This window comes from Chitinophaga sp. (assembly GCF_039596455.1).
Lineage (GTDB): Bacteria > Bacteroidota > Bacteroidia > Chitinophagales > Chitinophagaceae > Chitinophaga.
Genome location: NZ_JBCNJR010000011.1, coordinates 1 through 13,662, shown reverse-complemented (window position 1 = coordinate 13,662; position 13,662 = coordinate 1). Strand labels below are relative to the sequence as shown.

Genomic DNA, 13,662 nt, shown 5'->3' with positions numbered 1-13,662 from the left:
CAGTTTAGAACGTAAGCCTGATGTTGAATCCATAAATGGCGTTGGGCGGCAGTGAACCGTTTTCTATCCCCTGGCCGTTCCCGGAAGTGGAAGAAGCTTCCGGGTCAATGCCGCGGGGCGTTTTACGGTGAAAAATAGCCAGGTTGCGCCCGGCCAGGGATACCCTGGCGTCTTTCAGCGGTGTGCCTTTCAGCAGCCCGGGCTGCACCGTGTATCCCAGTGTTACTTCGCGGAGCTTGATGAAAGATGCGTCGAACATCACAAACTCGGCGTAGTTAGGCCTGGCATACTCGTAGTTCTGCGGCGTAACGTATTTGTTGTTTTTGGTGCCGTCTGCAAAGTAGGCGTCCCACATGGCGCCGCCGGTCAGCTCGTTATTGCTCTCCCCGAATATGACCGTGTGTTTATAGTAGTCATCCCTGCCGTAAAGGGTTTCAGCGGCCACGCCGTTGGTCAGCATGCGGGAGTAGCTGCCGGAATAGAGCACGCCGCCCTTTTTAAAGTCCAGCAAGAAACCCAGGTCAAACGCGCCCAGCGATATCCTGTTGCTGATGCCGCCTATCCAGTCTGGCGTAGCGGTGCCAAAGGCCATGTCGTTGTCTTTTACAAGCAGTGAGCCGCCGTCTTCTATCAGCATCTGGCCTTTTTCGTTCCGGGCCACGCCCAGGCCGCGCAGGTAGGCGTAAGGCTTGCCTACTTCCGCATACACGTATATGTAGCTGGAGTTGTTATTCAGCTGGAACCGCGGCACGCCGTCTATCAGCTCCACTACTTCAGAATTGTTCCGGGAAAAGTTGAGGGATGTTTCCCACTTCAGCTTCCTGGTTTGCACAATGGTACCGGTCATGCTCAGTTCGTACCCCCAGTTCCTGATCTTGCCTGCATTGTAAAGGCGGCGCTGGTACCCGCTGGAGGCCGGCAGCTGCGCGGTGATGATCTGGTTGGTGGTAGCGGCATTGTAGTAGGTAGCGTCAATGTTGAGCCGGTTCCTGAACAGCCGCAGGTCAAGCCCTGTTTCGAAAGAGGCCGTTTTTTCCGGTTTAAGGTTGGGGTTGTTCATGGTGGTGGAAAGCGAGGCAATGGTGGCGCCATTGAAGAAGCCGTTGAAGCTGTAGGTCTGCTCAAGGCGGTAAGGGTCTGTATCGTTCCCCACCACGGCATAGGAAGCCCGCAGCTTGGCAAAATTGAGCAGGTTGCTTTTGATGTTCAGCATGTCTGTCAGTATCAGTGTACCGCCCATGGAGTGGTAGAAGTAGGAATTGCCGCCGGCGGGCAGGGTGGAAGACCAGTCGTTCCGGCCTGTCACGTCCAGGAACGCGAAGTTCTGATACCCCAGTGAAACGGCGCCGAATACGGAGTTCAGCTGCCTGTCTCGCCGGTTCTGGGTGGCCACGGGGTATTCCTTTGCATTGGAAAGGTTGATGAGGCCCGGCTGCAGGAGGGAGTTGACCCGCTGCTCCCTTCTTTCATACCCGGTGCTGAAGCGGCTGGCGCCGGCATTGGCTATCAGGGAAAAGTTATTGAACTTCTTGTCTGCCGTGAGTATGGTTTCCAGGTTAAAATTCTGCTGGCGGGTGTTGAACGTTCTCATAAAACCGTCCGGGTTGCTGGCTACAATGGAGCCGATGTTGTTGAACTCAAAACCTTCCCACCAGTAGATGTCCGCGCCCGCGCGGCCGGTCAGTTTCAGCCAGGAGGCTATTTTCAGCTCCGGGCTGAAGGATGCTATCACCCTGTCTTTCGTGTCTTTGTTGGGATTTTCGTTGATCACCCAGTAAGGATTGCTGAAATTGCGGTGGGTGCCGGTTTCCTTGCCTGTTACCGGATCTTTGTAGGGCAGCAGCTCCGCCAGGTCTGTGCTTCTGGCCATATGTGTGTACAGGTTGGTAGGATTTCTGCCATTGGCGTTGGAGTATTGCCTGTTGTTCACCACATCGCGTATGAAATTGATCTTGGTGTCTGCGCTGAAGCGGTTGCCCATTTTATTCAGCAGGCGGATGTTGATATTGTGCTTGTTGTTTTCGTTGAAGCCCTTCACTATGCTGGTACCGTCATAGTTGGTATAGGCAATGCGGTACTGTGTATTGGCGTTGCCGCCTTCTACCGCCACGGTATTGGTCAGCAGGCGGGCGGTATTATAGAAGTCCTTCACATTATCAGGTTGGGGGAGATACGGCTTGATTTCCCCGTTGAGCGCTACGTAGGGCTGGCCGAGCATGGGAGCGCCCCAGCTGCGGTAATTCTTGACCGCCTGCGGTATCCTGTTGGTGTTATCTATGTAGAACGAAGTGCCTACGCCGTACGCGTTCTGGTATTCAGGGAACTCTGTGAGGCGCTGGAACATGGTGCTGGAATTGACGGATACCCTGAACTTGCCGGAGCCCTTTTTGGTGGTGACCAGTATAACCCCGTTGGCCGCACGGGAGCCGTAGAGGGCGGAGGCATTGGGGCCTTTCAGCACCTGTATGCTCTCAATGTCTTCCGGGTTCAGGTCTGCGGCATTGTTACCATAATCTATGCTGCCAGCGTCTCCCATTTCATTGTCTATCGGCATGCCGTCTACCACAAACAGCGGCTGGTTGTTGCCGGTCAGGGAACTGTTGCCCCTGATGATCACGCGGGAAGAACCGGTGTTGAAACCGGACGGCACTACCTGCAGCCCGGCAATTTTCCCGGACAGCTGGTTGATGATATTGGGGCTTTTTGTTTCGTTCATGGTGTTCATGTCAATTCCTTGCTGGCTGTAGGAGAGGGCTTTTACCTCCCGCCTGATGCCCAGCGCGGTTACCACCACGGTAGAGAGCTTGCCGCTTTCCCGCTTCAGCCTTACCTGCAGCGGTGTGGCCTCACCGGGTTTCACTTCCACGCCTGCCGCCTGCCAGGTAGTATACCCCACAAAACTGATGCTGACGGAGTAGCGCCCCGGCGGCAGGGAAATGGCAAAGGTGCCGTCTGCCCGGCTGGTAACGCCTTTGTTATTGACCCGTATTACGGCGCCTTCAACGGGCTCGCCGCCTTCTTCCTCCGTAATTTTGCCGGTAATGCTGCCGGGCGGTACGGTAGACGAAGGTTTCACCGCAATGTTGCGGCCGGCCACGGAAAAAAGGAAACCCTGTTTCTCCTGCAAACCTGTCAGTACAGCGCCCAGTGTGCTGCGCTCGTATTTCAGGTTGGAAAGCAGGATGTTGTCAAAGCGGTGCCGGTCAAACAGGAAGTTGTAGCCGCTTTGTATTTTCAATTCGTCAAACAGCCGCGTGGCGGATATTTCCCGCGCGGAAAACCGGATGCCGGCAGTGAGAGTCGATAATGTTTCCTGCCCGTCCGCGGCACGCCAGCCGGTCAGCAACAGCAGGAGGAACAGGAGAGGCCATCTCGGGCCCCGTTTTGTTTTCAGTTGAACAGACATAAGTACAAATAGATTTGGATTAAGGAAGAACTACCAGCTTTCCGGCTTCGAGCTTGTACCGGCAATCGGCAATGAACAGGATGTTCCGGACCATCTGTTCAGGCGTTTCGCGGTCAAATACAGTAGAGAACCTTTTGCTGCCGAAATTCACACCCTTGTGATATTGTATGGTAATGCCGTATTGCGCGGCAATTCTCTCCAGTGCGTCTTGTACAGGTACGTTGTCAAACACGGTAGCCTGGCTGGTCCAGTCGGCCGGCGCGGTTAACCGCAGCGTGTCTTTGCTCACCAGCAGCCCTGTGCTGCTGCAGGTAGCAGCTTGCCCTTTTTCAAGGTGAGACAGGGGCGCCGCGCCTGGTGGTGCGTTTTTCCTGAACAGCGCCACTTTTCCGCTAACGAGAGATACGCGAATAGACCTTTCTCCCTGGTAAGCTTCTATGTTGAAGGCCGTACCCAGCACCTGCGTTTCCACGTTGCCCGTCAGCACGGAAAACGGCCTGGCGGCATCAGGTGCTACCTCAAAAAATGCCTGGCCGATGAGCTGTACAAGCCGCTTTTCAGCGGCTATGGAATGAATGAGGCGGCTGGCGGGAGACAGCCATACCCTGGTACTGTCAGGCAGGGTGAAGTGCCGTTTGCCCGTGGTGGTGTTCACCACCGTATCCCATGTTGGCCGCATGGCCGACAGGGAGTTCTCTTGCGGGCGGGGGAGGCTGCCGGTCCAGTACCAGAGCAGCGCCAGCAGCGCAGCGGCGGCAGGTATGGCCAACCGCAGCCATATTTTGTACACCGGCCGCTTTTGTTGCGGCGGGTACAGCTGCCGGCGGAGGTCTGCCGCCAGTTGCTGCTTCAGCGCTTCACCGGCCGGCAGGCCCCCCTCCTGCTCCCATCCGGCTTCCATATGCTTGCGCAGCTCGGGCAGGTCTGCCTGCTGCAGCCAGCGCGCTACCAATGCCTCTTCAGCGGCGGTGCATTCCCCTTTAAAATATTTGTTCAGTAACTCCTGTGTGATCATACATATGTTACACGTTGCCGGAAAAGAGAAAGTATCAGTGCCGTAACGGGATTAACGATTTGGTAATATTGCAACGCTATCTTGCAGCTCTCCACAGATATATTTTTCGTCAGCTATGCAAAAAGAGAAGGTGAGCGACAGATTTGAAAAAGTATACGATGCCACTTATTACAAGCTGTATGGGTTTGTAAAACGTTATCTGGATAACGATCATGAAGTAAAGGACGTGCTGCAGGAATGTTACATCAGGCTCTGGGAGCGAATGGGCACCATCCGCGACGACGAGAAGCTGCTGCCCATGCTGCGCACCTGGGCCATGCATGCCACTATTGACGCTGTACGGAAAGATGCGCGCGCCAGGCTGCGGAACAGTGCCTGGCAGCAAAACCAGGAGCAGACCACCGTAGCAGATGAAGGGCTGCAATGGCGGGAAACCATGAGCGTGTACAAGGCTGCCATAGCAGCATTGCCCCCGCGGCAGCGGCTGGTGTTCAGCCTTACCAAAATAGAAGGCCTGAGCCAGCAGGAAACGGCCGCGCGGTTGAAGATCAGTGTGAACACGGTGAAGCGGCACCTGGGGGAGGCCATGCGCACGCTCCGGGCCAGCTTGCCGGAGAGGGCCCTGCAAGGCATGCTCATTTTATCCCTGCTGCAAACGCGGATGGGGTAGCCGGATCAATAAATGGAAGGCCCTTCGCTGCTCCCGAACAAGACGGCACCGCTGAAACACGCAAAGCTGGCCACCGCCGTCAATGTTCTGATGGCATGGAACACTTTCCACCGGTCTCGTATCTCTTCCCAGTTGCCCGGTAATACTGACGCGCTCCACTGCTTTATCTCGTTATCTATCGGCACTTCAATGCCCACCGTTATCAGCAGGGTGATCACCAGCAATGCGCCCGCCAGCAGGCATACGTAAAAGCCGGCAGACCTTTTATCCGGGTACCACCAGAGAGACAAAATAACGAATGCAATGGCCAGCGGCATAATGACCCGCATAGGCCATGCCACATTGGCAATAATGGTTTTGCCGATATGAATGAATTCCTGCGCAGAGAAAGTTTCGAGAGAACGGGTGAGGGTGAACCAGGTGCCCCAGAAAGTGCCTGTTACCAGCAGCAATAGCAACAGCGCTATATATTGCGAAATTTTCAGTTTCATGGCTTTAGAGTTTGGTGAAACTGTTTTTCAGCAGCAAATATCGGGCTGATTCATTTTCCGTCCCGCGCAAATAATTTCCCGATCCAACACTCAGGGCATACAGCAAATGGTAATTTTGCGGAAATTTCAACCGCTACATGTTAAGCAAATTTGTAATTCTTGGCTGCTACCTCCATGCATTTTTCAGTTATGTAGAAGAGAATCTCTTTAATGCCGACTATTTCCCGGCGCGTTCACAGTGGTTCATGATACCGGGTTTTATTCAAAGGGGAGGGGAGCAGCGTTTAACATCGGGATGACAGTGAAGTATTAAATAATAGCAGGGCCGCCTCAAAAGTACTAAGGCGGCCCCGGAATGAAAAGAAAATCCCTTTACAACTTCACGATCATCCTCACTGTTTTATTTACCCCGTCTGTTACATGAATAAAATAAAGTTCACGCCGGAGGGACGTAAGGTTGAGGCTCATTGTGGCGGAGCCATGCCCCTGCGGCATAATAGCGTAGGCCACCTGGTTGCCGGCGCGGTCAAATACGCGGAAGGTATAAGCACGGTCCAGTTTCTTGTTCAGCCTTACGGTAAGCGGGCCGCGGGTAGGGTTGGGGTAGATGGTGATGTCCACCTCATCCCGCACCAGTTCAGGGCCCAGTACCAGGATGTGTTGTTCAGCGGTGGCCGTATCATAGTTCTCATTACCCGCCTGCGTGGCGCGGATGGTAACAAGGCCCTCGTCCAGCAGCTTCACGGTACTGTCTGTTAGCATGGCCATGCCAGACGTTACCTGGTAGGTTACCGGCAGCCCGGTGGAGGCGGAGGCGTGCAAGGTTACAGATTTCATGCGGCGTTGCGGCTCAATAGCAGGGAATGTGATGAACTGCGACGCTTTTTGCACGGTAAAGGTCTGTTCTACAGAATCCGCTTCGTAAAAATCGTTGCCAGCCTGTATGGCCCGCACGGTTATTTCTCCCGCGCCAAGAATGGTCAGCATCGAGTCTTGCAGTGAAGCCGGGCCTGCCACCAATCTGAAGAACACCGGCAGGTTGGCGGAAGATGTTGCCTGCAGCGCAAATGTGGTATCTCCGTAAGTTTTTCCTTCTACCGGTGTAAAGTCCAGCTCCTGCAAGCCTTTGAGAACGGTGAAGGTCTGGAAGGTATCTGCGGCAAAATAATTATCGTTGCCCGCCGCTATGGCCTTAACAGTAACAGTGCCCGGCGCAAGCAGTTGCAGGCGGTTATCTTCCAGCGTGGCGGGGCCGTCTGTTACGCTGAATGCAACCGGGAGGCCGGTAGATGAGACCGCGCTAAGCTCCACGGGGCCTTCGCCATAACGCTGGGTACCGATACTGTCAAACGAGATCACCTGCAACCTTTTCTCGAACAGTTCCCATTCCGCCAGTTGCGTATTCGTTTCCCCGTTATTGTCCAGGATATCCAGCCGGAAGTATATGTAAGGCTGCATATTAGTGGCTACCGTGTAGGATTTAAGCAAGCCTCTTGACGCGAAAGACTCGCCGGTCCGTACATCCAGCGTATCCCAGCTTGTGCCGTTGCTGGAGCCCAGCAGGCGCCAGTCTTTGGGGTCACGCGCCGGGCGGTCGTTGCCGGAGGTAAGCGTGTAGCGTACCACAATGGCCGGCGCGGCAGACTGGTACTGCACCCACAACGCCGTTCTGCCGCTGCGGTAATATTTGGTAGCCGGGTTGTTATCTATCAGTGACGGGAAGTTCTCTGCAGGTTTGGACGTATTGGGGTACTGGCCTGATATAATGCCGCCATTGTCTGTTATATCGAGATGGCCGGAGAGGATGCTTACTGCTGTATTGGCTGATATGGCAGTATCTCCGTTAACATTCACAGAGCGGGCCTGTAGTACGGCATTGCCGATGGGCGGGCTCATCCAGCGGTACAGGAACGGGGCAACGGAATCAATGCCGATGAGCAAGCCGTTGTTGTAAAAGGCAACGGCGCTAACGGCGGAAAGCGAGTCTGTTGCGGAGGCTGCGAGGTCCAGGTAAACCGGCCCCGTAAGTACAGAACCGTTGAGCGGCGCCGTGATGCTCACTGCCGCTCCGGCGGGATTTACAATCACCTGTGTGGTAGCCGCTGCGCTTTCGCGGTCATTGGCGTCGTAGGCAATAGCAGAAAGCGTATGGCGGCCATAGACGGCATTCCAGTTGATACGGAAAGGGCGGCTGCTGTCTGCCGCTACTTCAACGCCGTTTACCAAAAACCTGATGTGCGTAATGCTGTCTGTAAGCGAGATGGCATCTGCCGCAAAGGGCACCGGCTGGCCGGCCTGAAAGATGGCGCCGCTGAGGGGAGATTGTATGCCCACCACCGGCGCGGTGTTGCCGGCGTTCGGGCCAACGAGAGAACTGTCCATCAGCTGGGCTTTCACCGGCGCCACTGACACCTGGTCTGCACCCGCGTCAAACGGCAGGCTGCGCGGCTGGCCATCCATGTCTGTTGTTATTGCCGGAAAATTGTCAGTTGCCATGCCAATAGCCGGGCTGCCCGGTTGCAGGTGGAAAGTGCCGGTAATGTCACGCGCCAGCAAGGGGTCTGCTATGATGTAAGAGGTGTCAGGGATATTGCCGCCGTTGTTGGTCACATTATGGACAATGTTGCCTTTCCAGACCCTGTTGGTAGAAGGGCCCAGTATCTGCACAGCCTGGAAAGGGCTGTTGGCAATAATGTTATATGCGCCTGTAATGTACGTAGAGCCGAGCCCGTTTGTTCTGGACGTTTGCCGGATGTTGGTGGCATTGCCCACCAAAGTGTTGAAGGTAATCAGCACGCGGTCAGGCCGGTCATGAGAGGTCAGCGCCCCGCCTTCAGACACTTCGGCAGACCCGTTGCCGATGTTGATGGCAATGCTGCAGCCTTCAAAGTGATTACTGTGAATAACATGATCATCACCAAAAAACCGGATGCCCGGCGTGTTCAGGAAATAATTGCCGTACACCTTGTTGAAATTGCCGTGGCGCAACGTGAACTGGGCAGGGCAGTTCTTGAAGGTATTGTAACGGACGGTGATGCCGGATACCTTTACGGATAAGGATTCGTTCTCACCATCACACTGTTCGAACACATTGTATTCAACCAGGCTGTTGCTGGTGGAGAGGCTGAACCCGCTCAGCCCGAACTGCAGGGTTTCAGAGCCGTTGCCGCCTCCGGGCAGCTGGCGGTAAAAATAATTGTGATGCACCCAGATGCGGCGGGCTGCCTGGCTGCCCGAAGCACCCGGCCCGCCGGAGCCGTGAATGGAAAGGAACTGTCCCAGGGCGGCTTTGTTCCGGAAGGTATTGTAGCCCAGCTCATGATCATCTCCCTGCACGTTCAGGTTGTCTCCGGCGCCGGGAGTTTCATACACATTACGGAGCAGCTTGCAGAAAGATGTGCCGCGCGCCAGCGCCGCCTTTCCCGCGCTATGCGTAAACACGAAACCGGATATCACGATGTGGGCGGACGGGCTGGCAATGTAAAAACCGCCTGTGCCGGTGATTTCCGCACCGCCAACAGTTTCTGCCGTAATGGTGATAGGCTGCGCCGCCGTGCCCTGGCGGTTGATGGTGATGTTGGCCGAAGCCGTGTACACACCGTTGGCCAGAACGATCACATCGCCGGGAGCGGCGTTGTTGATGACGGCCTGCAGCGCAGGCAGTGAATTGACCGGGATGACGGCTGCCAGCGAAGAGGCTGCCCATAGCAGCAAGGCAAGGAGGGGTAGTGTTTTCATCATGTGGAATCAAGGTTTGATAAAACGGTTGGCAACGCCGTAAAAGCGCCGCCTGCAGAGCGTGGAATTGACGTATGTAATCTCGATAAAAAAAGCTTGCCGGACTGATAGCATTTTACCCGGAACTGTTATGATTTGCATGTACGGCAGTTTCGTCCAGACACCAGGCATTTCACTGACAGATAGTTTTTGCTCAAATCGCGGTATAAATTTATCCTTTCCTGCCCCTTAACAAAAACGATTTTGCAAAAAGAAGGGATTTATTCTATATTCATTGTGCCGTCACCGTTAGCCGGTTTGTTTTCCTTCCCGTCTGCACAAGAGCTTCTTTTTTTAATCAAACCACACACACATGAAACACGTTATGAAAACTCGTGGAGGCACAGCTATGCGCTGGCCTGAACAACCGCTCCTTGTTTTCCTTGCAGCCGCTATGTTGTACGGCTGCACCAAAGAAGCCGTCCCGAAAGCAGACGGTGGGAGCGCTGCCGCACTGCAACAGCAGAACAGCACTTCCGGCGCAGTAGTAGCCGCGGCCATAGGGTCTGGCTGGGTGGAATACTTTCCCACCAAGAAGATACACCTGGACGATGCCAACGGGCTGCAGATCTTCAACTGGACGACCTACAAATCTGTAGGCAATCCCATCTGTGCGGACTATACGTACAGCAACGGCACAGAAACTTTTCGCTTGCTGAACACACAAACCAACCGTTCAGAGATCCGCCTGCTGAATGATTATTCAACCGGCAGCCGGCAATTTGAAGGGTATGTAAAAATTGTTCCGCCGTTGAACGATGAGTCTCTCATGCAGATATTCGGCAGTACCTCCGGCGCTACACAGCTAATGATACGCGGGTATTCCGCCGATGGCGGCTCCATCCGTGGCGCCGGACAAACGCTGGCCACCAACATTTATGACCAGGAGGTAAAGATCAACGTGATCCACCTGCAGGAGAATGTTGGCAACCGTATCAAGATCTATGTGAACGGTGTGAAGAAGGCAGATATCGCGGATAATGAGTCCGTTACCAATTACATGAAGTATGGCAACTACGGCACGCTGACCACCGGCACGGCAACAGTGCAATGGCGGAACGTGAAATTATATAAAGACGGAACAGCGCCTAACTAACGGTTTGATCTGCTAAAAAGGGCTGACCAGCAAACGATGGTCAGCCCTTTTTTATGCAATGCAGGTTCGGTTTATTTGGCCAGTATCCCGTTGTACAGCATGCCATCTCCTGCGGGCATGTTCAGCTGCAGCAGGTGGCTGATCAGCGGCGCAATGTCTGTCAGCCCCATTTGCGGTATTACGCCGCCTTTGCGGATGCCGCGGCCAAAAGCCACAAAACCTGTCTGTATCTCTTTGAAGTCTGGATAAAAGCCGTGGGTGCCACCTTTTGCCGCGCGGATAAAATCGCCGGTAGCGGCAGGGCTGAAGGTAAAGCCTTGTTGCGCGGCCAGGCCAAAGGCTGCGGTAGCATCGGCGCCGATGGCATCCAGCTCCTCGCGGGTTTTGATGATAAATGCGTTTTGCTGTTGTATGGGCAGGTCTTTCAGGAGTTGCAATACTTTTTCTTTCGTTTGCTGGTCATTCCTGTCTTTCAGTTGCAGGAAAGCGCCGCCGCCGGCAGGGTGGAAATAGGCTTTCCAGTTGTCAGGGCGCTGCGGGTCATACAGGCCTGCCTTTGCCAGCAGCACGTTGGGCGCCAGCGCGGAGTGGATGTCTACAAAACCATGATCTCCTGTTACAATGATGGTAGTGCTGTCTTTGATGCCTGCCCGTTGTACCGCCTCCAGGATGTCTTTGATGGCCCTGTCTGCAGCCGCAACAGATGCCCTTACCTTGGGCCCGTCACGTCCTTCCTCATGCTCAAAGTGATCTACCGTTACCAGGTGTACCGCCATGAAGGCCGGTTTGTATTTGCGGACGATATAGCTGCCCATGCGTGCCAGGTTAGCGTCTATGGCCAGGTAGTCGCCGTCAAAGTCTTGCTCGTCCAGCTTGCCGGTGGCGTATTCTTCCATTTCTTCAAGGAAGCCGCGGGGCTGGGCGTGCTCACGGAGGGCCTTTACCATGATGCGGCCCTTTCCTTTGTCTTTCAGGTACCAGTACTCCGGCACGTTGTAGGTAGCCGGGGAGCCTACAGACACCGGCCAGAACAGGGAGGCGGTTTTGAGGCCTTTGTCTTTGGCCGCACTGAAGAGCGTAGGCGTCTTAATGTCTTTGTATTCCCAGTTCCACTTGCCGGTAATGCCCAGCGGTTCAGGAGGGGTATTGTAATAGATGCCGTGTTTCAGCGGTTTTACACCGGAAATCATGGTGGTATGGGAAGGGTAGGTAACGGTGGGGAATACGCCGGTAACACCGTCTGCATACACGCCTTCCTGCATGGCCTGGCGCAGGTGCACCATGTTCCAGGAAGGGTCTTTATAAAATTCCGGCCGCAGGCCGTCTACACTGATCAGGATCACATGCCTGCTCTGCGCGTTGACGGCGGTGTGGCCCAGCAGGAAGGCGCAGAAAACGATAAGGGCTTTTTTCATATGGGCTGTAGGTTAGTTAAGCGGTGGTGAAATTACGGTATTCAACAGGGCATCGCTGCTATGTAAAATATGAAATTTGGGTTAAGAATTGAAGAGATCTGCATCGTAGTAAAACACATGGCCATTGCTGACCCGCGCAGGTGAAGTATAGGGGTGCTCCTCCGCCTTGCCTGCCGCCATGATGTGCAGCACCTTCCAGCCCTTCGCTTTCAGGTAGTCAGATACCAGGGAGCGGTGGCAGCGCCACCATACCGCTTCGGAACACATGTAAGCCGTTGGCTGTTCCAACGCCATCGTTTCCAGTTTGGCCATCGCCCTTTCAAAATCAGCCGTTTCCATGTAATCCGCGTAGCCCTGGAACGATTTGTTGCGCCAGCGGGTATTTTTAGAACCTTGCTGTACCGGTCTTCTGCCTCCCAGGTCTTCAAAATGCGTGTAGCGGATGCCTGTTTTTTGCAGCTCCGCTGCCAGCTGCTCTTTGTTGAACCCCGGCAGCCGCCGCGAACCGGGGAAGCGCCTGATGTCTGCCAGCGCTGTTATGTGGAAGGATTGCAGCATGGTTATGAATGCTTCAACGCTGTGTGTGGAATGCCCTATGGTGTAGATGGTATGCACGGTGTAAAGCGGCGCAACAAACATGCCATGTAGTAAAAATGTGATCCAACCCATATATTTAGGGCATTGTACATAATCCAGACAGGCCAAAAAATGGAAATAGATATCAATCAGAAGAAAATTTCAATCAGTGACAAGAGCAATATATTCATTGATGGGCAGCAAACACACGTGGCTTCAAAAGAACTATTAACCTGGCTTCCGGAGATACATCTGTTCGAATCCGGGAACAACAAACCTAGATATACCATCAAAAAGAAATGGACTCTCTTCAAGGCATCATATAATTTGACCAGGTGGGACAATGATATATTTGAGTTCAGGACGAAACATTTCTGGAAATCGCATTATTGCTGTCAGGTCGAACAAGACTTGTATGATATTTTCGGGCACAGGGGCAGGAAATATTCTGTCTATAAAAATGATAAGCAAGTAGCATGGTGGGATAAGAGAGCGGTATCCTGGTTTGAAGGGGACAATTACAAAATAATTGCCGACAAAGATTGCGATTATGAGCTGATTATTTCGTTTTGCCTGATTATTGACAACGCTTTTTCAAGTGATAAGGAGGGTAACACAATTACAATAGACTTCGGCCATATTGGCCCCCAAACCAGAAAGTTTGATCCTAGCTGGCAACCTAAATATTAATATTCCCCTGCATATAGTGCCCGGATGAAAACGGTTACAGGTGATGCTATCAGTCCTGAAAACTTACCGTTACACAAATCTCCCAAAACCGGGACTGTCCCGAATGTACCTTACCCCTGAAAATGGCTAAAACATACACTCCCCACGTACCATCCTGGGGGTATACTGGGAGTATGGTGGGGGTTACTATGCCGGAGAGTGGGAGTAACCTGCGGGTAGACTGGTGGTAACAGTTGCCTTCTAAGGTAGCGGCAGTTAGTACCAGGCAGGTACCTTGCAGGTTCCAAGTACGTATGAAGTACGTATCAAGTACCCTAATATAGAGGGGTACTTCATAGGTACTTGGAAGGTACTGCAAACGTACTTGGAACGTACTTGGAATCCCTGAACGCAACACTTGGTCTTGTCCTGATATAGGTTTACACCTTGGTTTAGAAAATACTGATATTGGTTTACAATGCTCAAAACTAATCCTGATTCCGGCTTACAGGGTGAATTTTTGGTCCTGGTTACGGTTTACAGGCGG

General features: G+C 53.6%; 9 protein-coding genes. 3 read left to right on the top strand and 6 right to left on the bottom strand.

Annotated elements, in window-relative coordinates:
• Window positions 1-4: 4 nt before the first annotated feature.
• Both ABDW36_RS24080 and ABDW36_RS24075 read right to left on the bottom strand, forming a co-directional pair.
• Window positions 5-3,406: a SusC/RagA family TonB-linked outer membrane protein gene (locus ABDW36_RS24080; protein WP_343704495.1), complete on the bottom strand. Its 3,402-nt coding sequence runs from the start codon at window positions 3,404-3,406 to the stop codon at window positions 5-7.
• Between the two features lie 19 nt (window positions 3,407-3,425).
• Window positions 3,426-4,421 (bottom strand): FecR domain-containing protein, encoded by a 996-nt coding sequence (locus ABDW36_RS24075; RefSeq protein WP_343704494.1) that lies wholly within the window; start codon window positions 4,419-4,421, stop codon window positions 3,426-3,428.
• Window positions 4,422-4,536: 115 nt separating this feature from the next.
• Between ABDW36_RS24075 and ABDW36_RS24070 the strand changes: the two genes are divergently transcribed.
• Window positions 4,537-5,091, top strand: coding sequence for a sigma-70 family RNA polymerase sigma factor (locus tag ABDW36_RS24070; protein WP_343704493.1), 555 nt, complete (start codon window positions 4,537-4,539; stop codon window positions 5,089-5,091).
• Window positions 5,092-5,096: 5 nt separating this feature from the next.
• Here ABDW36_RS24070 and ABDW36_RS24065 read toward each other — a convergent pair whose 3' ends face one another.
• Both ABDW36_RS24065 and ABDW36_RS24060 read right to left on the bottom strand, forming a co-directional pair.
• A complete protein-coding gene (locus ABDW36_RS24065; RefSeq protein ID WP_343704492.1) occupies window positions 5,097-5,582 on the bottom strand; it encodes a DUF1772 domain-containing protein in 486 nt (161 codons plus the stop codon).
• 372 nt (window positions 5,583-5,954) lie between these two features.
• Window positions 5,955-9,323, bottom strand: coding sequence for a chondroitinase-B domain-containing protein (locus ABDW36_RS24060; protein WP_343704491.1), 3,369 nt, complete (start codon window positions 9,321-9,323; stop codon window positions 5,955-5,957).
• Between the two features lie 361 nt (window positions 9,324-9,684).
• Here ABDW36_RS24060 and ABDW36_RS24055 point away from each other — a divergent pair, with 361 nt between their 5' ends.
• Window positions 9,685-10,455, top strand: a complete 771-nt coding sequence (locus ABDW36_RS24055; RefSeq protein WP_343704490.1) for a hypothetical protein — start codon at window positions 9,685-9,687, stop codon at window positions 10,453-10,455.
• 71 nt (window positions 10,456-10,526) lie between these two features.
• On the opposite strand, the gene ABDW36_RS24050 is transcribed toward ABDW36_RS24055, so the two are convergent.
• Both ABDW36_RS24050 and ABDW36_RS24045 read right to left on the bottom strand, forming a co-directional pair.
• Window positions 10,527-11,870, bottom strand: a complete 1,344-nt coding sequence (locus ABDW36_RS24050; protein ID WP_343704489.1) for an alkaline phosphatase family protein — start codon at window positions 11,868-11,870, stop codon at window positions 10,527-10,529.
• An 81-nt stretch (window positions 11,871-11,951) separates the two neighbouring features.
• Window positions 11,952-12,539, bottom strand: coding sequence for a DUF488 domain-containing protein (locus ABDW36_RS24045; RefSeq protein WP_343704488.1), 588 nt, complete (start codon window positions 12,537-12,539; stop codon window positions 11,952-11,954).
• 39 nt (window positions 12,540-12,578) lie between these two features.
• Here ABDW36_RS24045 and ABDW36_RS24040 point away from each other — a divergent pair, with 39 nt between their 5' ends.
• Window positions 12,579-13,136 (top strand): hypothetical protein, encoded by a 558-nt coding sequence (locus tag ABDW36_RS24040; protein WP_343704487.1) that lies wholly within the window; start codon window positions 12,579-12,581, stop codon window positions 13,134-13,136.
• Window positions 13,137-13,662: the final 526 nt, after the last annotated feature.

Bases quoted from the DNA above. Each gene is read 5' to 3' on its own strand.
- ABDW36_RS24080 (WP_343704495.1), bottom strand. From the start codon at position 3,406: ATGTCTGTTCAACTGAAAACAAAACGGGGCCCGAGATGGCCTCTCCTG.
- ABDW36_RS24075 (WP_343704494.1), bottom strand. From the start codon at position 4,421: ATGATCACACAGGAGTTACTGAACAAATATTTTAAAGGGGAATGCACC.
- ABDW36_RS24070 (WP_343704493.1), top strand. From the start codon at position 4,537: ATGCAAAAAGAGAAGGTGAGCGACAGATTTGAAAAAGTATACGATGCC.
- ABDW36_RS24065 (WP_343704492.1), bottom strand. From the start codon at position 5,582: ATGAAACTGAAAATTTCGCAATATATAGCGCTGTTGCTATTGCTGCTG.
- ABDW36_RS24060 (WP_343704491.1), bottom strand. From the start codon at position 9,323: ATGATGAAAACACTACCCCTCCTTGCCTTGCTGCTATGGGCAGCCTCT.
- ABDW36_RS24055 (WP_343704490.1), top strand. From the start codon at position 9,685: ATGAAAACTCGTGGAGGCACAGCTATGCGCTGGCCTGAACAACCGCTC.
- ABDW36_RS24050 (WP_343704489.1), bottom strand. From the start codon at position 11,870: ATGAAAAAAGCCCTTATCGTTTTCTGCGCCTTCCTGCTGGGCCACACC.
- ABDW36_RS24045 (WP_343704488.1), bottom strand. From the start codon at position 12,539: ATGGGTTGGATCACATTTTTACTACATGGCATGTTTGTTGCGCCGCTT.
- ABDW36_RS24040 (WP_343704487.1), top strand. From the start codon at position 12,579: ATGGAAATAGATATCAATCAGAAGAAAATTTCAATCAGTGACAAGAGC.